Genomic DNA, 19,325 nt, shown 5'->3' with positions numbered 1-19,325 from the left:
TAAAGTTGTTATCATTAGCCCCATTTTTGTGAACTCCAACAGAACTCGGCACTTACTTCGCCGAGTTCTTCGTCCTTGAATTGAAGGAAACGCGTGTGAATATCCAAGCACTTATTAATGACAAAGTATCTCAGGCTCTAGAAGCCGCTGGCGCACCTGCAGGCAGTCCTGCGGCAGTACGCCAATCAGCAAAGCCACAATTTGGTGACTACCAAGCAAACGGCGTAATGGGCGTTGCTAAAAAACTGGGTACTAACCCACGAGAATTTGCACAGAAAGTACTGGATGTTCTAGACCTAGATGGTATTGCAAGCAAGACAGAAATCGCTGGTCCTGGTTTCATCAACATTTTCCTAAGCGAAGAGTTCCTAGCAAAACAAGCGGAAGCAGCACTGGCTGACTCACGTCTTGGCGTTGCAGCAGACGAAGCTCAAACTATCGTTGCTGACTACTCTGCACCAAACGTAGCTAAAGAAATGCACGTTGGTCACCTACGTTCAACCATCATCGGTGATGCGGTGGTACGTACTCTTGAGTTCCTAGGTCACAAAGTGATCCGTGCGAACCACATCGGCGACTGGGGTACTCAGTTCGGTATGCTTATCGCAAACCTTGAACGTGTACAACAAGAGTCTGGCGAAGTTTCTATGGAGCTTGCGGACCTTGAAGGCTTCTACCGCGAATCGAAAAAGCTGTACGATGAAGATGAAGACTTCGCAGTAAAGGCGCGAAACTACGTTGTGAAACTGCAAAGCGGTGACGAGTACTGTGCAGAAATGTGGAAAAAACTCGTTGATGTAACCATGATCCAAAACCAGCGCAACTACGACCGTCTAAACGTGTCACTTACTCGTGACGACGTGATGGGCGAGAGCATGTACAACGACATGCTTCCTAAGATCGTTGCAGACCTAAAAGAACAAGGTCTTGCCGTTGAAGATGATGGCGCGCAAGTTGTATTCCTAGATGAATACAAGAACAAAGATGGCGAACCAATGGGCGTTATCGTTCAAAAACGCGATGGCGGTTTCCTATACACAACAACAGACATCGCATGTGCAAAATATCGTTATGAAGAGCTAAGCGCAGACCGTGTGCTTTACTTCATCGACTCACGTCAACACCAGCACCTAATGCAAGCTTGGACAATTGTTCGTAAGGCAGGCTACGTACCTGAGTCAGTATCTCTTGAGCACCACGCGTTCGGCATGATGCTTGGTAAAGATGGTAAGCCATTCAAGACTCGTGCGGGTGGTACCGTTCGCCTTGCCGACCTTCTAGATGAAGCAGAAGTTCGTGCAGCACAACTGATCGAATCTAAAAACCCTGAGCTAGATGCGGAAGAAAAAGAGAAGATCTCTAAAACAGTTGCAATGGCAGCGGTTAAATACTCTGACTTATCTAAACACCGTACGACTGACTACGTGTTCGATTGGGACAACATGTTAGCGTTTGAAGGTAACACAGCACCATACATGCAATATGCATACACTCGCGTAGCTTCTATTTTCGCTAAAGCTGGTGTTGCTATGGACGCTCTCCAAGGTGACATCAAAATCACTGATGAGAAAGAGAAAGCACTTATTGCTAAGCTTATGCAGTTCGAAGAAGCGGTTCAATCTGTCGCTCGCGAAGGTCAACCACACATCATGTGTAGCTACCTATTCGAACTAGCAGGTCAGTTCTCTAGCTTCTACGAAGCGTGCCCTATCCTAGTTGCTGAAGACGAAGCAGTGAAACAAAGCCGTCTGAAACTAGCAGCGCTAACAGCGAAGACCATCAAGCAAGGTCTGTCTCTACTAGGTATTGATACTCTAGAGCGCATGTAAGCGATTCTAGAATCGAGACGATTTAGAAAGGTTGACGTGAAAGCGTCAACCTTTTGTTTTATCTGGCGTATACTGATGTCATTCAATTCAAATCGGACAACATAATGAGTTTTGAACTGCACCCTCAACTGGCAAAAGACACCACCGTTATCGGCCACTTCCCACTGTGTGTGGCGCTTCTGCATAAAGATAACGCCGTGCCATGGGTTATCTTGGTCCCTAAACGTGCAAACCTAAAAGAGCTTCACCACTTGCCAATGCAAGAACAGCAACAGTTTTTGCTAGAGTCTCAAGCGGTAAGCCAAGCACTGGAAGCAACATTCCGTCCAGACAAGCTAAACCTTGGTGCGCTAGGTAATATGGTGCCACAGCTGCACATTCACCATATTGCTCGCTTCAAAGATGACGTAGCATGGCCGGGACCGGTTTGGGGGAACACCAAAGGTGAATTCCGTACAGAAGAAGAGCAAAACGAATTGCTTGGTCGCATTAAAAATGTGCTGTCACTGAGCTCTATTTTCCAAAAAGCATAAGCACTGCTAGCGAAAATAATTCGCCTTTGAATACGGCTGAAATAGACAGAGAAAGATTAATACGTATTTGTAACAATCTTTCTCATTTTTCTGGGATTATCACTAAAATAAAACTTGTTTAGACTACCAGCTCAGTTAGAGAGGGTCATCATGAAACAAGTCTTCAACACATTCCGATACGTCAGCTGGATCGCCATTATCTGTTCTATGGCTGCTTCATTCTTGCTTTTTCTTATGGGTGCAGCAAAAACCTATTCGGCATTTGCGGTCTTCATTCTCAATCAAACACCTCCAGAAGCACTCGCACATTTAGATAAAGCAGACATCGCGATCGCTTATTTGATCAAGTCACTGGATACGTTTCTTGTCGCACTAGTTTTGTTCATCTTTGCTCACGGCATCTACACACTATTTATTTCCAACAAAGCTAAAGCGAAAACACAAGAGCAGTCGGTTTTGCATTGGATCAGAACCCCAAACATCGGCCATCTAAAAAACATTTTGGCTGAAGTCATCATCGTGATCTTGTTTGTGAAGTTCTTAGAGCTCGTGCTGATTAACTTCGACAGCTTAGATTGGACGATCTTAACATTACCTATTTCGATTTTAGTTTTAAGTCTTGGTTTGAAGTTCCTAGGGTTAGGCGCGACTAAACACTCTGAAGAGCATTAATTTCGCTGTATTCACAAACAATAACCAGCAAAAGAAAAGCCGCATCATTGCTGATGCGGCTTTGTCGTTTTTACGTAATAACTTTTTAGGTGACTAATTTTGACAATCGCTACATGGTGACTGTCAAAGACAAACCATCTTGTTTAGTCACTGAGTAGCGAACACGAGTCACGTCATGAGCTTTATTAGTGTCGACTAGGCGGCTAATTTTGCCCTTCTTAATCCACACGTTTAACATCGCGTCGGCGCCATCTTCACTCATCCCAAACTGTTTAGCCAGATCTGACTGGGAGACGGTTCCTTTGTCTGCAATGTATTGATAAAGCTCTTTTAAAATCATGCTACTTGCGCCTCTAATGCACCGTTTTGTTTCTTACCAACTTGTTTGAACACGCGGTAGGTACCAAAGAAGATAGCAACGATCACAGCCATCCAAATACCACTTGTCACTGGGCTATCTGCGAAATGCGTCAATTGGTTGTAGAACGTCGCACATAGGTAAGCCAAGCCCATTGTCCAAACCGCGATAAAGCGTGCGAACTTATGACCAAACTCACGTACGTAAGCACCCATCGCCGCCACACAAGGAGTGTACAGTAGGATAAAGATTAGGTAAGCAAATGCGGCATTGCCAGAAGCAAACTGCGATTTAATGTTACCGAAGATAGAAGCATCGACTTCTTGTTCTTCGGCAACGGCATTTGAGTCAGTTAAGTCACCCACTTCAATGCCTAATGGATCTGAGTAGCTCAAACCGGCTAAGTTTTCAGGGATACTCATTACTGCCTCTTCTAGGCTGCCCATTAGATCAAATTCTGCGTCTTCACCGTCACTTGGCGTGGTGTATAGACTGTTAAGCGTACCAACTACCGCCTCTTTTGCGAAGATACCGGTAATGATACCAACCGTCGCTGGCCAGTTATCTTCTTGAACACCGATTGGCGCGAATACTGGAGTTACAACTTGCGCAGCTTTAGAAAGCACCGAGTTTTCGCTGTCTTCATTACCAAAACTGCCATCAGTACCCAATGAGTTGAAGAAACTCAGAATAGCAACAACGATAACGATGGTTTTACCTGCACCAAGTACAAAGCGCTTTAGCTTTTGCCAAGTTTTGATCACCACGTTTTGTAGCGTCGGAAGCTCGTAATCTGGCATTTCCATCACTAGGCTATCGCTGCTACCTGGGTAAAGCGTGTGCTTAAGGAAAAGACCTGTGAAGATCGCTGCCACAATACCAAGTAGGTAAAGTGCGAATACAATGTTCTGGCCAGAACCTGGGAAGAATGCCGCAGCGAATAGCGCGTATACAGGCAGACGAGCACCACATGACATAAATGGCGCCATAGATGCAGCCAGTTTACGCTCACGTTCTTGGTCTAGAGTACGAGTCGCCATGATTGATGGTACGTTACAGCCAAAACCAAGAACCAACGGTACAAATGCTTTGCCCGGTAGGCCGATTTTCTGCATGACTTTATCGAGCACGAACGCAGCACGAGCCATGTAACCTGAGCTCTCAAGTACCGCTAGGAACAGGTACAAACACGCGATAACCGGAATGAAGGTAGCAACCGTTTGAATACCGCCGCCTAAACCATCAGCAATCACCGTAACCAGCCAAACAGGTAGGTGACCATCTAACAAGTGATGTCCACCATCAACCAACAATGCGCCCGCACCAATGTCAAAAAAGTCGATAAATGCACTACCGATGTTAATCGAGAACATAAACATCAGGTACATAACAACAAAGAAGAAAGGAATTCCAATCCACTTGTTCAAAATAAACTGGTCGAGTCTTTCAGTCACACTACGACTTAACTTGCCTTCGCTTCGGCGAACTTTTTTACACTGTTCATGCAGATGCGTGTACTTAGTATCCGCGACATGCAAATCGATATCCAAATCTAACGTCGTAATGACTTCCAAGACTTTGCTTCTATCAATATCAGAAAGACTATTGAGCACCATTGTGTCTTTTTCAAGCGCACGAATCGCTAGTGCACGATGAGCGACGTTTTGGTCGTTAAAAAGTGCGGAAACCGTTTGAATTGCCGACTCCATCTTCTCACCGTAATGCAAAGACAATTCTTTAAGTGGCACTCCTTGAACGATGGATTTATGAAGCTTTTCTTTAAACTCTGCCACTTGAGTTTTATTGGTTGCAGATAAACTGACAACCGGACAACCTAACGTTTTCTCAAGCTCTGCAACGTTAATCATCTGACGTTCACGCTTTAGCGCATCCATCTTGTTGAGGACAACAATCATAGGGCGACCAAGTTCGCGAAGTTGCAGCGTCATATATAAGCTGCGCTCTAAACTTGTAGCATCCACCACGTTAATAATGAGATCAGCAGGATGAGTTAGAACCGCACGCGATGCGATGGATTCATCAATACTATTACTATCATTACCACTGTCTAATGAGTAAATACCCGGAAGGTCAGTGAGCAAAAACTCATCCCCAGCATGCTTGAATTGTCCCGTTTTCTTTTCAACCGTGACGCCTGCCCAGTTACCAACTTGCTGTTTTGCGCCAGTTAAACCATTAAATAGCGTCGTTTTACCACTATTAGGGTTACCTACGGTTAGCACTTGATATTGCATTACACTCGCTCCACTTCAATTTTCTGAGCAATTGTTTCTCGCAATGCGACAGACACACCACGGACTTCGACTTGTAAAGGGTCGCCCATTGGCGCACGTCGAATCACTTTGACTTCTGTATTGGGAAGCAGCCCCATTACCATGAGTTTCTTTCTGATATCTGATGAAAGACCATCTAACAACCGAATCGTCACCGTATCGCCAGGATTAATCTCTGATAACTTCATAGTGGCCCTTAAGAGTATTGCTAATGAGAAATATTATTATTTAATAAGTTTAGGTTGCCAATATTACTCCCCTATACCCCTTCAATCCTTGTGTGAAATCAAAGATTCCGTAAATGTTTTCACGCTTTCAAACGTTAACTTCGTAAATTTCCTCTCGTTATTTACGTCAAAATTAACAATTAAAAATGACACCTAACGAAACAAAAATGTCACAAACCAAGATAGAAAACAAAAAATGCAAATTAAAACAGTGGGTTAATTAAAAAACAAAACGTTGTCGCTTTTCTCATATAAACATGGCGTTATTTTTATAAGAAAAATAAGTAACCTCTCGTATAGTTACTCCATCGAGAGGGCAACCTCTCTAATAAATTCCAGAGGTGGCATGGCAACATGTCACTCCGGCAGCAAGCGAAGGTGTCCTTGACACCCGTGGTATAGTCCCCCCGGCTATACCACGATATTTTTTTTCACCTCTTTCAAAACTTCTTTACCTTATTCATCTTTTCAACACAGTTTTCGTTTTCACGAATGTCGCATGCCATCACTCCCCCAAATGAACCACGCTCTTTTGATACAGCAATACAACTGTCATTTATTTGTTGCAACTATCAGTAAATCATTCTCTTGAAGCCATTTATGCTTATTGCTATGAACATCGCGACTAACAGATAGAACGTGATCGTGCTTACGTGTTGAGAATGGATTTGTAGGCTAGATGTGATGAAGAAACAATGAAACTTACTGCGTTAGCAACTGCAGCAATAATAGAGCACTGTATGCAGCTCCCCAGCATCTTAACTATTAACTAGGGAGCGTATAATGAAGGTTTTCTAGTAAATTTCTTGGCTTTCTTGAGTCAAAGCAAACTTGGAAGGGGGCAAACCAAAATGCAGCTTAAACTTTTGGCTAAAGTAAGATGGATCATTAAAGCCACAGTTAAAGGCGACTTCACTGATTTTCTCACCCGCCAATAACTGTTCACACGCCGTTTCTAAACGAACCTCTGTGACATAGTCTTTTAACGTTCTTGACGAGGCAGATTTAAAACGTCTCTGCAAAGAGCGTTCAGACATATACAGCATTTTAGCGGCTGACGCAGTGCCAAATTCAGGATCATGGTAATGCTCTGCCACTAATTGATAGACTTTTTGCAACCACTCTTTCTCTGGTGTGACTTGATCTTCTGCAATAGTTACAGGATTGAGTTCTTGCTGCGGTTCATCCAGATAACTACTTTCCTTCGCAGATGGCCATGTAATCTCGACTTTGTTTTGAGCATCAGAAGAGAAGACAGCCAAATAACCACCACTCGTTGTCACTAGTTGGGCAAGGTGGTCAATACTCAACTCAGAGTGATTTAAGTTAGATGGAAGCCCAGTCGCGACTTTATTAGGTAATTGCGTCCCGTAATCAAGAAAGCTCAATGACACAATATCATGCCCCTTTTCTAGCATAATTCTAACCGTTTGACCCCGGAAAGAGCGCTTGATGATATTGGCAAAAATGCTATTGAAAATAACATCAAGATTAAAGCTTTCCAGAGCAACCCGGCTCTGCTTACTCTCATCTTCTAGCTCTACCAAAATACCCGCTTTTGCAAAGTCATCTTGCCATACATCAACCACTGACTGAGTTATCTGACTCAAGTTGTAGTTCTGACTCCCACCACTTACATCACTTGGAACGCTTTTGAGTTCATTTAACTGCCAATTCGTTTTAGCCAAATGATCCTCCGTCGCAGTATCGAGAGGCATAGGTAGTTTCGCCACAATAAAGTCGACGCTTGATTTTATGGATAGAGCTACATGGTCTACGAGTAGGTTTCTAACTTGAATCTGTTTACGTAATTGCTGGTTGCTCGTAAGCAACACTCTACTTTGATGTCTTAACTGATTCGTTTTGAGAGTCACTTGAGCTGCTAGATCACGGTTAGCCTGTACAACGTAGCGAGAGCGCCAGAAAACAAGTAATGCGACGACCGCAATACTAGCTACGACAAAGCCTAAAATAGCAAATCGCGATAGATACCAAGGATGAAGGACGATAAAGTGAGATTCTAAACCAACGACTCCAGTGGCAACTTGAGACTCATTACTGACCTGCAAGTGATATTCACCGGAACTAAGGTGCTCGAGTGTCAGTTGGCCCCCCTCTAACGTTTGCCATGGGTCATCGTTGTTCAATCGATAGTACAAATTTTGACTGTCTGGTTTTGGCATCACACCGAATAAAAAACTCAGCGAAGATCCATATGGCAGTGTGAGCCCATTCAGATCGGCACTACCAACTTGCAGAACTTCATTTTCAAGCACTACTTGGCTAACAATAAACTTAGACTCTGGGGGATTAGATACAAGCAGCTTGGATGCTTCTGCTTTTACGAGTCCGTACTTCGACCCCAGAACAAGCTCTCGCTCACCAATTTCTGTCTGCTGTATAACGCTACAAATACCAGGGAGGAACTCATTGTTCATTAAGCCTGATGACGATGAGTAATGTTTCACTAACTCACCCGAAAGGTGGTAATAGCTTAAACCGACAGAGGAAGCTAACCATACACCTTGCCTGTCTCTGATCAAGCAAGCAGGTCTGGCGTTGGGCTCACTCATTTCAACAACACGTTTTTCATCGCTTCGTGTATCAGTTTTAAACACACCATAAGATGAAGCAAACCACTGGCTGCCATCAACCGCCGTGGTCATGTCTAATGATTCACCAAACTTTTCTGAAAAACGGATAAACTGGATGTTGTCATTACTGTATTGGTATACGCCATGATCGGTGCCTATTAATAGGGCGTCTTCAGTATCATATAGGCGCGTAACCTTAGCAGGCAAATACTGACTTACTAGCCACTCACTTCCAAAGTTTCGTACGCTTTGTGCAGCAGTATCAACATTGTAAAGATGGTATCCGCTTGATACCCAAAGACGGTCATCACCATCAACGGTCACATGCTCTACGGCATGTCCAGCCATAACCTGTAAATAAGGAAATGTAATCTTGTTGAGACCATTTAGCTCAAATATTTCCAGCCCTTTTGAGGTTGCAAGCCAAAGCATGCCGTTTTGAAACGCAAATTCATTGATCTGCGACTCCAACTCTAAGACTTGGTTAATCCCACTCTTTCCTGAACGATAAATCTTTCGGTCATCAGCAAACCAAAGCGCACCATCAGGACCTTCAATAGTTTGCCGAATTCGTCCTGATAGGGTGTGTGAGTCATAACTACTAAAGGTCACTCGTTCAAATTTTTTACTAAATAGCGAGTAATAACGAATACCTTGGTTAGTCGCAATCCACATCCCTCCCATATTGTCGCTCAACAACGAATAAATCTTCGTGTTATCTAACTCTAACTCAAGAAAGCTTGCAGGCGCGACTTCGGTGACCTCACCTGAAAAAAATGAGTACAAATAAAGGCCATGCTCTGTCCCCACCCAATACTCTTGATTTGTCTCTGCGAATGTCAAAACATGTGAGCCGCCAATTCTAATCACTTCTTTATCAGGCTGGTAAATGTTGAAAATTAAAGCGCCACGCAATGTACCTATCAAAATTTCTCTTCGCGTGTGTGAATAATAGACTTTCTCAATGTAGTTTTGACCTGAGGCAGCGACATGGTCAAACTTATCACCTTCAGAAAGATAGAAGCCGGAAGTCGTTGCTAGTGCCCACTTCGTTTCAACTAGCACCGCATCATTAATGTAAACGTAGCTATTATTACTATGTTGATAGAGCTGCAATAGAGAGAAAGAGTTTAACTCGCTAGTGTCGATATTGTAGGTATAGAAATGCGCGCCATCACTCACCCAAATATAGTTCTTTGAAGACCCTATTTTTCTTATTTGTGAGCCTGGATTTAAACTAAAGACTAAACGTCGCTCCTGATTTGGATAAGTTCGATAGACCTCATTTTCAATAAAGGTCCAAAAAGCACCTTTATGATAAGCCAACTGCTTGGCCGACGTTTGTAGGAAGCTACCTGATTTAGGCAATATAGTTTGACCATCGTAAAACAGGACTCTCCCGTGTACGTCATGAATCCACAAACCGCCCTTTTCACCCAAGAACAACTTTTTAGCCGCGATAAAAGTACCCTTTGCCTGAGTTGGCAAAGGGTAAAAGATTGCATTTGCATTATGAAGCGTAAATGCTTGGTAGGATAAGATAAAGCCCAACAGAGCAAGGGCTAATTGGCGTAGCAAGACGAAAACCTTTTGTATCAATTTGTGCTCTGAAAGTGACCGTTCATCGTTTGTAAAACATGGATTTATACGGTTATTTTGAGCTGATAATTATTGGTAATGATATCTCAATTACTTTCTGAGAAAAGGCTCGCCTTACCAAAGGTTGTAATTCTTACTACTGGATCACGTTAAAAAGACTACTCCTACATTACGACAGCACTTAATCTGACTTTTTGTTCAAGCATTGCTCAAAACTATTCGCCATATTGTTGAGAAAAGTAAAGTAACTGCCAGGTTTTGCTTCAATTGTACTCCCTAACGGGTCAAGCTCGCCTTTAGCGACATCACTGCCTCTCATTACGCTCTGAACGACAGCCGGGGTAAACTGAGGTTCAGAAAATACACAAGCCACATCTCCACCACTTAGCTTTTGACGAATTTGAATTAAGGTCTTCGCTCCTGGCTTGCGTTCTGGGCTCACAGTAAAATGCCCCATTTGATTTAGTTCATAACGATCTTCGAAATAACCGTAAGCATCATGGAATACAAAGTAACCTTTGCTTTTTACTGGTGCCAGCTTCTGCTTTATCTGTTGGTCAGTGTCTTTTAGCTCGAGTTCAAACTTTTTGAGGTTCGCTTGATATTGAGCTGCATTTTCCGGATCAAGTGATACAAGTTGATTCACAACAGCCTTGGCCACTTGTTGTGCTTGGCTTACACCTAGCCAAAAGTGCGGATCATGTGAGCCATGATCGTGCCCATCATGGTCATGGTTGTGCTCACTATCAAATTCACGCAATTCTAGATTTGGAATTTGACTAATAGTCAAAGTATTCGATCTATCCGAAACAACTTTCTCTAGAAACGGTTCAAGATCATGTCCGTACCAGATAACCAAATCAGCCGAAGCGACCTTTTTAACATCCGATGGACGCAAAGCATAGTCATGGGGTGATGTGTTAGACTGCAATAGCACGTCTGGTGAAGTTACTCCTTGAGTAAGCTCTGTTACTAACAACTGAATAGGTTTGATACTCGTCAGTACCGTTACCGCCTGTGCTGGCAGTGTTAACATTGCTGAGGCAGCAAGAATTAATGCTCTTTTCATAGTTTTACTTGGGATATGGCGTGGAAAGTGAGATAATGTTACATTATAACATTATTGATTTGCAAATGAGTTTCATTCATGTCTTCCTTAGTCCATCTTGAGCAGTTATGCGTCGAGTTCGATGGCCGCAGAGTTCTCGATAACATTAGTATGGAATTAGAAAAGGGCAAAATAACTACCCTAATTGGTCCCAATGGAGCGGGAAAATCAACGTTAGTCAAAGTTATCTTAGGTCTTCAAAAGCCAACTAGCGGCAAGTTGAACCGACAAAGAAAACTGAAAATTGGTTACGTTCCTCAAAAGTTGAAGCTCAATGACTCCCTTCCATTGAATGTAACCCGCTTTCTAAATTTAGCAGGAAAATACAGTAAGCAGGAGTGCATTGATGCATTACGGCTTGTTGGCGCTGAACATTTACTTAATAGTAATATGCATCGCTTATCCGGTGGTGAAAACCAACGAGTGTTACTGGCTCGCGCTCTGCTTCAACGTCCTCAGCTATTGGTATTAGACGAACCAGCTCAGGGGGTGGATATCCAAGGTCAAATCGATCTCTATGACTTAATTGAGAGCATTCGTCACCGCTTTGATTGTGGCGTATTTATGGTATCGCATGACTTACATTTAGTGATGGCGAAAACGGACGATGTTATTTGTCTGCATCACCATGTTTGCTGCTCAGGTTCACCTGCCACTATTACTCAGCACCCTTCTTACATCGCGCTATTTGGCAATGCAGCGAGAGAGTCTCTCGCGTTTTATCATCACGACCATGAGCACCATCATCACGATTTATCCGGAACGCCAGTAAGCGGTGATGCGATATCATGCTCCCACCATAAACACGGACATCACCATCATGATTGAGTTTCTCCTACCTTCTATTCTTGCTGGTATTGGTATCGCGATCATTGCCGGTCCACTTGGGTCATTTGTCGTTTGGCGTAAAATGGCTTACTTCGGAGATACCCTAGCTCATGCATCGTTAATGGGCCTAGCGCTGGGCTTCTTGCTCAACGTAAATCTCTACCTTGCGCTACTCGTCTGCTGTTTAGCTCTGGCCGTTTTGCTTGTCACTCTGCAAAAGCAACAACTTGTGGCTACAGACACGTTGTTAGGTATCTTGGCACACAGTGCACTCTCTATCGGTTTAGTATCGGTTAGCTTTTTGGAAAACGTGCGCGTCGATTTAATGAGCTACCTATTTGGGGACTTACTTGCCGTCTCTCCACAAGATCTGATGTTTATTTACGCAGGTGTTGTTGCGGTAAGCGCGTGTTTGTACGTCTTCTGGCGCCCACTGCTTTCTAGCACTGTCAGTGAAGAACTTGCCGCTGTTGAGGGCGTGAATACAGACTTAGTTAGATTGGTGTTAATGCTAATGGTGGGTGTAGTAATCGCAGTAGGTATGAAGTTCGTTGGCGCGTTGATCATGACTTCGCTCCTAATTATCCCAGCCGCAACAGCACGTAAAGTCTCTTCATCACCAGAGCAAATGGCATTGTTCGCATCCATTATTGGCTCTGTGGCAGTACTGATGGGGCTTAGCCTATCATGGCACTTCGATACACCGGCCGGCCCTTCCGTAGTGATCAGCGCAACATCCTTATTTATGCTGAGCCAGCTGATTAAAAGCAAAGCATAATCGCATTGAGTATTAAACGCGAAAGACCTTGCTAACAACAAACATAAATCCACGGAAACGGAAAAAGAAAAGCCTGCGAAATCGCAGGCTTTTTAATACTTATTAAGTAGTGTGGTCGATTACCAACCCGTCACTTCACGTAGACCTTGGCCAATCTCTGCTAGAGATTTCACAGTTTTAACGCCAGCCGCTTCTAGTGCAGCAAATTTGTCTTCAGCAGTACCTTTACCACCAGAGATAATCGCACCAGCATGGCCCATACGCTTACCAGGAGGTGCAGTTACACCAGCAATGTAAGAAACCACTGGCTTCGTTACATTTTCTTTAATGTATGCTGCTGCTTCTTCTTCTGCAGTACCACCGATCTCACCGATCATAACGATCGCTTCTGTCTCAGGGTCTTCTTGGAACAGTTTTAGGATATCAATGAAGTTTGAACCCGGGATTGGGTCACCACCGATACCAACACAAGTAGACTGGCCGAAACCTTCGTCAGTGGTTTGTTTAACTGCTTCGTAAGTTAGAGTACCGCTACGAGATACGATACCTACTTTGCCTTTCTTGTGAATGTGACCAGGCATGATACCGATCTTACACTCATCAGGAGTGATAACACCCGGACAGTTAGGACCGATCATGCGAACGCCAGTTTCTTCTAGCTTCACTTTCACGTCGATCATATCTGTTGTAGGGATACCTTCAGTAATCGTTACGATTAGCTCGATACCCGCGTCAATCGCTTCTAGGATTGCATCTTTACAGAAAGGTGCTGGTACGTAGATGACTGTCGCTGTTGCACCAGTCGCTTCTACTGCTTCACGAACTGTGTTGAATACAGGAAGACCTAGGTGAGTTTGGCCACCTTTACCTGGAGACACACCGCCAACCATTTGCGTACCGTATGCGATAGCTTGCTCTGAGTGGAAAGTACCTTGACCACCAGTGAACCCCTGACAGATTACTTTAGTGTCTTTGTTAATTAATACAGACATTATTTAGCCTCCGCAGCAGCAACAACTTTCTGAGCAGCATCAGTTAGCGACTCAGCAGCAATGATATCAACATCAGAATTAGCAAGAACTTCGCGACCTAGGTCAGCGTTAGTACCTTCAAGACGAACAACAACAGGTACGCTTACGCCTACCTCTTTAACCGCACCGATAATACCTTCTGCGATCATGTCACAACGTACAATACCACCGAAGATGTTAACAAGTACCGCTTTCACATTGTCATCAGATAGGATGATCTTGAATGCTTCAGCAACACGCTCTTTCGTCGCGCCGCCACCTACATCTAAGAAGTTAGCTGGTTTGCCGCCGTGTAGGTTTACGATATCCATCGTACCCATTGCTAGGCCTGCACCGTTAACCATACAGCCAACGTTACCGTCTAGTGCTACGTAGTTCAGCTCCCACTGAGCTGCGTGTGCTTCACGCTCATCTTCTTGTGAAGGATCGTGCATTTCACGAAGCTTAGGCTGACGGTACAGTGCGTTTGAGTCGATGTTGATCTTACCGTCAAGACATAGCAAGTTGCCTTCACCAGTAATCACAAGTGGGTTGATCTCTAGCAGAGCAAGATCGTACTGAGAAAACATAGTGCCAAGACCCATAAAGATCTTAACGAATTGTTTGATTTGGTCGCCTTCAAGACCAAGTTTGAACGCTAGCTCACGACCTTGGTAAGCTTGTGGACCTACTAGTGGGTCAATTGCTGCTTTGTGGATGAGTTCCGGCGTTTCTTCCGCAACTTTTTCAATTTCCACACCACCTTCGGTAGAAGCCATGAAAACGATCTTACGGCTAGCACGGTCAACTACCGCACCTAGGTATAGTTCGTTCGCAATATTTGAAGCTTCTTCAACAAGGATTTTTGTTACTGGCTGACCATTTGCGTCTGTTTGGTAAGTTACTAGGTTTTTACCTAACCACTTCTGTGCAAACTCTTTAACGCCTTCTTTTGTATCGTGTAGCTCTACGCCACCCGCTTTACCACGGCCACCAGCGTGAACCTGACATTTAACTACTTTCTTGGCTGTACTAATACGGCCTGCGGCTTCAAAAGCTTCTTGTGGTGTATCACACGCGTAGCCTTCTGGCACAGGCAAACCGAATTCTGCAAACAGCTGTTTGGCTTGGTATTCATGCAAATTCATTTCGATATTCCGTTTGTTTTTCCCTTAAGGGATTTATTATTTCCATAACGCTGCAGTCTTGGCTGCTTGTACGTCTGTAGGGTCTTCTCAAATCAATCCTTTATCATGAGTTCTCATACTGAAGGATTCAAATGAAGGCCAAACGTTGAGCTAGTCTAGCCATTGAAATTTTTAACGTCTAGCTACCTACGATAACTAGACGTTTTAGCGATATTAAACGTCTAATAGGAGACGTGCTGGGTCCTCTAGTAACTCTTTAATCGTTACTAGGAAACCAACTGATTCACGACCGTCAATTAGGCGGTGATCGTAAGATAACGCTAGGTACATCATCGGCAAGATTTCAACTTTGCCATCCACTGCCATCGGACGCTCTTGGATCTTATGCATACCAAGAATCGCTGATTGAGGTGGGTTGATAATTGGTGTAGACATAAGTGAACCAAACACACCACCGTTTGTGATAGTGAAGTTACCGCCCATTAACTCGTCTACCGTTAGCTTGCCATCACGACCTTTAATAGCCAGCTCTTTGATGCCTTTTTCAACATCAGCGAAACCAAGCTTGTCACAGTCTTTTAGGACAGGTGTAACTAGACCACGTGGCGTTGATACCGCCATGCTAATGTCGAAGTAGTTGTGGTAAACAATGTCATCGCCATCAATCGAAGCATTTACTTCTGGGTAACGCTTAAGCGCTTCTGTTACTGCTTTCACGTAGAAAGACATGAAGCCCAAACGAATACCGTGACGCTCTTCGAACTGATCTTTGTACTGCTTACGAAGGTCCATGATTGGTTTCATGTTCACTTCGTTAAACGTCGTTAGCATTGCCGTGTTGTTCTTCGCTTCTAGCAGACGGTTAGCGACTGTCTTACGAAGGCGAGTCATTGGAACACGCTTCTGACTGCGAGCCGCTGCCGGCACGTCAACCACTGCTGGCGAGTCTTCTTTTGACGCAGATTTAGCGTTCGCAAGATGCGCTTCAATATCTTCGCGCGTAATACGACCACCAACACCAGTACCTTTCACTTGGCTTGCTTCTAAGCCATGTTCAGCCAATAAACGGCGCACTGCTGGGCTTAATGCGTCATTACTTTCTTCGCTAAGCGCAGCTTTGTGACGCTTATCAGGAGATGCTTCAGTACCTTCTGTTTTGTCTGCAGTTGGTTCACCTGCAACTGCGCCTGGCTTCAATTTAGCAATAATTTGTTTAGAAAGTACTGTCGCACCTTCTGCTTCAACAATAGCTTCTAAAACGCCAGCTTCCGGAGCTGGAACTTCTAGCACAACTTTGTCTGTTTCGATGTCAACCAAAACCTCGTCACGCTCTACTGCGTCGCCTGGTTGTTTGTGCCATGTCGCTACGGTTGCATCAGCAACTGATTCAGGTAAATCTGGAACCAGAATTTCAATTGTCATATCTGTTTCTTCCTTTAACTTCTAGTTCTTAATTCGAAGTTTTTGAGTTCACGTTCAGAGCGTCTTCAACCAACGCTTTTTGTTGTTTCAAGTGCACCGACATGTAGCCAACTGCTGGCGAAGCAGAAGCTGGGCGACCTGCGTATTTAAGATTTGCACCTGCAGGAATAGCGGCACGGAAGTTATGTTGGCTACAGTACCAAGCACCTTGGTTCTGAGGTTCTTCCTGACACCACACGAAGTCTTCAACGTTAGTGTATTGAGCAATTGCTGCTTGTACTTCTTCCATTGGGAATGGGTAAAGCTGTTCAATACGCACGATAGCAACATCGTCTTGCTCGTTGTTACGGCGCTGCTCTAGTAGGTCAAAGTAAACCTTACCAGCACAGAACACGACACGTTTCACTTTGCTTGGTTCTAAATCATCTACTTCTGGAATTGCAGATTGGAATGTACCATCCGCCAAGTCTTCAATCGTTGAAGTACATAGAGGGTGGCGCAGCAAAGATTTCGGCGACATAACAATGAGAGGTCGACGCATTGGGCGTACAACCTGACGACGAATCATGTGGTACACCTGAGCCGGTGTTGAAGGAACCACAACCTGCATATTTTGCTCAGCACAAAGCTGAAGGTAACGCTCTAAACGTGCAGATGAGTGCTCAGGACCTTGACCTTCATAACCATGAGGTAGAAGCATAGTAAGACCGCACAAACGCGCCCACTTTTGCTCGCCTGACGAGATAAACTGGTCGATAACAACTTGTGCACCGTTGGCAAAATCACCAAACTGTGCTTCCCAGATAGTTAAACCACCTGGTTCGGCTGTTGCGTAACCGTATTCAAACGCCAACACAGCTTCTTCTGACAATACTGAGTCAAAGACTTGGAATGGCCCTTGGTTGTCATGAATATTCGCTAATGGAATGTAAGTGCTTGCATCGGTTTGGTTATGAAGAACCGAGTGACGGTGGAAGAAAGTACCACGACCCGAGTCCTGACCTGAAAGACGAATACGCTTGCCATCGTCAACCAATGTAGCATACGCCAATGTTTCAGCCATACCCCAATCAATGGCTTTTTCACCGGTCATCATTGCTAGACGATCGTTGTATAGCTTATTAACACGGCTTTGCAGTTTATGGCTTTCTGGGTACTGACACAGACGATTGCCTAGCTCAATAAGGCGTGTCTTGTCGTATTTTGAATCCCACTCCATATCCCATTCGTGCCCTAAGTAAGGGGACCAGTCTACAGAGTGCAACGCCATTGGACGCCATTCTTTAACAACCACTTCACCGCGATCTAATGCATCGCGATACTCATTGACTAACTGAGTCGCCGTCTCGATATCTGACTCATTTTTGTCGATCAGAACATCTGCATACAATTTGCGTGGTGTAGGATGCTTTTTGATTTTCTGGTACATCAAAGGCTGAGTCGCATTTGGCTCATCCGCCTCATTGTGACCGTGGCGACGGTAACATACAAGATCGATCACGACATCACGCTTGAACTCGTTACGGTAATCCAATGCAATGCGTGTAACAAAAGCAACTGCTTCTGGGTCATCTGCATTTACATGGAAAATTGGCGCCTGCACCATCTTCGCGATATCGGTACAGTACATCGTAGAACGCGTGTCACGAGGATTAGACGTCGTAAAGCCTACTTGGTTGTTGATGACGATACGTACCGTACCACCAACTTGGAACCCACGAGCAAGAGACATGTTGAACGTTTCGGCAACCACACCCTGACCAGCGATTGCAGAATCACCGTGGATGGTGATAGGAAGCACTTTGCTACCTTGATTATCACCCAAGCGATCTTGACGTGCTCGAACTGAGCCCATGACTACTGGGTTTACGATTTCTAGGTGCGACGGGTTAAATGCAAGTGCTAAGTGAACATCACCGCCAGGAGTCGCAAAATCAGCAGAGAAACCTTGGTGATATTTCACATCACCCGTACCCCAAGTTTCGTCGTGTTTACCGGCGAACTCATCAAACAGGTCTTGAGGTTTCTTACCAAGTACGTTCACCAGCATGTTCAAACGACCGCGGTGAGCCATACCGATAACCACTTCACGCATTCCACTTGTACCCGCATGACGGATCAACTCTTTCGTCATCGGAATCAACGCATCACCACCTTCTAAAGAGAAACGTTTTGCACCTGGGAATTTCGCTCCGAGGTAACGCTCCAAACCTTCAGCGGCTGTTAGCTCTTCTAGGAATGTGCGCTTCTCATCTTTGTTGAATGATGGCTGGCCTACGACAGACTCAAGGCGTTGCTGAATCCAACGCTTTTGCTCTGTGTCAGTCATGTGCATGTATTCAGCACCGATGGAACCGCAATAAGTTTTGTTGAGGGCTTCATAGATATCTTTCAACTTCATGGTTTCTTGCCCAACAGCAAAAGAACCTACGTTGAAAGTTTCTTCGAAGTCATCTTCGGTAAGATTATGAAAAGCAGGGTCTAACTCCGCCACTGTTGGGCGTTGCCATAGACCTAGTGGGTCTAATTCTGCAGCTTCATGCCCGCGGAAACGGTATGCGTTGATTAGCTGTAGAACTTTTACTTGTTTTGCATCGACATCTGGGTCACTAACTTGGACATTGTAATGCTTTGTTTCTCTAGCGAGTCGTCGGAAGTAGTCACGGACACGTGAATGTGGTTGTTCTGCCACTTCTTCTGATGGCTTAGGCAAGCCTTCAAAAACACGTTTCCACTCCTCACTTACCAGATCGGGATCACTTAGATACAGTTCGTAGAGGTCCTCTACATACGTTGCATTGGCGCCAGCCAAGTGTGAAGACTCGAGCCATGCCTTCATCACGCCGTTGTGCATATTTTCCCTTAACCAGTAGTTTTCACGTTTGCTTCGGTCTTTGCCGAGCTATAAGAGCCGACTAAAAATAC

At 44.5% G+C, this 19,325-nt stretch carries 14 protein-coding genes; 5 read left to right on the top strand and 9 right to left on the bottom strand.

Features of this window, described 5'->3' with window-relative positions:
• The first annotated feature begins 95 nt into the window (after nucleotides 1–95).
• The 3 genes from argS (at nucleotide 96) to R8O10_RS15065 (ending at nucleotide 3,034) form a co-directional block, all read left to right on the top strand.
• Nucleotides 96–1,829: an arginine--tRNA ligase gene (gene argS / locus R8O10_RS15075; protein ID WP_005388349.1), complete on the top strand. Its 1,734-nt coding sequence runs from the start codon at nucleotides 96–98 to the stop codon at nucleotides 1,827–1,829.
• A 104-nt stretch (nucleotides 1,830–1,933) separates the two neighbouring features.
• Nucleotides 1,934–2,362 (top strand): HIT family protein, encoded by a 429-nt coding sequence (locus R8O10_RS15070; protein ID WP_005382194.1) that lies wholly within the window; start codon nucleotides 1,934–1,936, stop codon nucleotides 2,360–2,362.
• Nucleotides 2,363–2,512: 150 nt separating this feature from the next.
• Complete coding sequence (locus tag R8O10_RS15065; protein WP_042523163.1) at nucleotides 2,513–3,034, top strand: YqhA family protein; 522 nt, start codon at nucleotides 2,513–2,515, stop codon at nucleotides 3,032–3,034.
• 109 nt (nucleotides 3,035–3,143) lie between these two features.
• Here R8O10_RS15065 and R8O10_RS15060 read toward each other — a convergent pair whose 3' ends face one another.
• From R8O10_RS15060 to znuA, 5 genes are all read right to left on the bottom strand, one after another.
• The gene (locus R8O10_RS15060; RefSeq protein ID WP_005382192.1) at nucleotides 3,144–3,374 is read right to left on the bottom strand and encodes a FeoC-like transcriptional regulator; all 231 of its coding nucleotides are present in this window, start codon (nucleotides 3,372–3,374) and stop codon (nucleotides 3,144–3,146) included.
• Entirely contained in the window at nucleotides 3,371–5,647 is a 2,277-nt protein-coding gene (gene feoB / locus R8O10_RS15055; protein ID WP_017819946.1) for a Fe(2+) transporter permease subunit FeoB, read from the bottom strand. Before feoB ends, R8O10_RS15060 begins: the two co-directional genes overlap by 4 nt.
• The gene (locus R8O10_RS15050; RefSeq protein ID WP_005382190.1) at nucleotides 5,647–5,874 is read right to left on the bottom strand and encodes a FeoA family protein; all 228 of its coding nucleotides are present in this window, start codon (nucleotides 5,872–5,874) and stop codon (nucleotides 5,647–5,649) included. Before R8O10_RS15050 ends, feoB begins: the two co-directional genes overlap by 1 nt.
• Nucleotides 5,875–6,707: 833 nt before the next feature.
• Nucleotides 6,708–10,085: a helix-turn-helix domain-containing protein gene (locus tag R8O10_RS15045; protein ID WP_318191524.1), complete on the bottom strand. Its 3,378-nt coding sequence runs from the start codon at nucleotides 10,083–10,085 to the stop codon at nucleotides 6,708–6,710.
• 202 nt (nucleotides 10,086–10,287) lie between these two features.
• Nucleotides 10,288–11,175, bottom strand: coding sequence for a zinc ABC transporter substrate-binding protein ZnuA (gene znuA, locus R8O10_RS15040; protein ID WP_176310841.1), 888 nt, complete (start codon nucleotides 11,173–11,175; stop codon nucleotides 10,288–10,290).
• Nucleotides 11,176–11,253: 78 nt separating this feature from the next.
• Here znuA and znuC point away from each other — a divergent pair, with 78 nt between their 5' ends.
• Nucleotides 11,254–12,042 (top strand): zinc ABC transporter ATP-binding protein ZnuC, encoded by a 789-nt coding sequence (znuC, locus tag R8O10_RS15035; RefSeq protein ID WP_017634809.1) that lies wholly within the window; start codon nucleotides 11,254–11,256, stop codon nucleotides 12,040–12,042.
• Nucleotides 12,035–12,820 (top strand): zinc ABC transporter permease subunit ZnuB, encoded by a 786-nt coding sequence (znuB, locus tag R8O10_RS15030; protein WP_005382183.1) that lies wholly within the window; start codon nucleotides 12,035–12,037, stop codon nucleotides 12,818–12,820. The genes znuC and znuB overlap by 8 nt, the downstream gene beginning before the upstream one ends.
• A 119-nt stretch (nucleotides 12,821–12,939) precedes the next feature.
• Here the strand turns inward: znuB and sucD are convergent, their stop codons facing one another.
• The 4 genes from sucD to sucA form a co-directional block, all read right to left on the bottom strand.
• Nucleotides 12,940–13,812, bottom strand: coding sequence for a succinate--CoA ligase subunit alpha (sucD, locus tag R8O10_RS15025; RefSeq protein WP_005382181.1), 873 nt, complete (start codon nucleotides 13,810–13,812; stop codon nucleotides 12,940–12,942).
• A complete protein-coding gene (sucC, locus tag R8O10_RS15020) occupies nucleotides 13,812–14,978 on the bottom strand; it encodes an ADP-forming succinate--CoA ligase subunit beta (protein ID WP_005382179.1) in 1,167 nt (388 codons plus the stop codon). Before sucC ends, sucD begins: the two co-directional genes overlap by 1 nt.
• A gap of 213 nt (nucleotides 14,979–15,191) precedes the next feature.
• The gene (gene odhB / locus R8O10_RS15015) at nucleotides 15,192–16,400 is read right to left on the bottom strand and encodes a 2-oxoglutarate dehydrogenase complex dihydrolipoyllysine-residue succinyltransferase (protein ID WP_005382177.1); all 1,209 of its coding nucleotides are present in this window, start codon (nucleotides 16,398–16,400) and stop codon (nucleotides 15,192–15,194) included.
• A 28-nt stretch (nucleotides 16,401–16,428) separates the two neighbouring features.
• Entirely contained in the window at nucleotides 16,429–19,254 is a 2,826-nt protein-coding gene (gene sucA / locus R8O10_RS15010; protein ID WP_005382176.1) for a 2-oxoglutarate dehydrogenase E1 component, read from the bottom strand.
• Between the last annotated feature and the right edge of the window lie 71 nt (nucleotides 19,255–19,325).

Origin of the sequence: Vibrio sp. 1727 (assembly GCF_033344415.1) — a bacterium.
GTDB lineage: Bacteria > Pseudomonadota > Gammaproteobacteria > Enterobacterales > Vibrionaceae > Vibrio > Vibrio alginolyticus.
Note: the sequence above shows the minus strand (reverse complement) of the source record. Positions and strands in the feature narration are given on the sequence as shown.

Coding starts and splice junctions, on each gene's coding strand:
- R8O10_RS15070 (WP_005382194.1), top strand. CDS start 1,934: ATGAGTTTTGAACTGCACCCTCAACTGGCAAAAGACACCACCGTTATC.
- R8O10_RS15065 (WP_042523163.1), top strand. CDS start 2,513: ATGAAACAAGTCTTCAACACATTCCGATACGTCAGCTGGATCGCCATT.
- R8O10_RS15060 (WP_005382192.1), bottom strand. CDS start 3,374: ATGATTTTAAAAGAGCTTTATCAATACATTGCAGACAAAGGAACCGTC.
- feoB (WP_017819946.1), bottom strand. CDS start 5,647: ATGCAATATCAAGTGCTAACCGTAGGTAACCCTAATAGTGGTAAAACG.
- R8O10_RS15050 (WP_005382190.1), bottom strand. CDS start 5,874: ATGAAGTTATCAGAGATTAATCCTGGCGATACGGTGACGATTCGGTTG.
- znuA (WP_176310841.1), bottom strand. CDS start 11,175: ATGAAAAGAGCATTAATTCTTGCTGCCTCAGCAATGTTAACACTGCCA.
- znuC (WP_017634809.1), top strand. CDS start 11,254: ATGTCTTCCTTAGTCCATCTTGAGCAGTTATGCGTCGAGTTCGATGGC.
- znuB (WP_005382183.1), top strand. CDS start 12,035: ATGATTGAGTTTCTCCTACCTTCTATTCTTGCTGGTATTGGTATCGCG.
- sucD (WP_005382181.1), bottom strand. CDS start 13,812: ATGTCTGTATTAATTAACAAAGACACTAAAGTAATCTGTCAGGGGTTC.
- sucC (WP_005382179.1), bottom strand. CDS start 14,978: ATGAATTTGCATGAATACCAAGCCAAACAGCTGTTTGCAGAATTCGGT.
- odhB (WP_005382177.1), bottom strand. CDS start 16,400: ATGACAATTGAAATTCTGGTTCCAGATTTACCTGAATCAGTTGCTGAT.
- sucA (WP_005382176.1), bottom strand. CDS start 19,254: ATGCACAACGGCGTGATGAAGGCATGGCTCGAGTCTTCACACTTGGCT.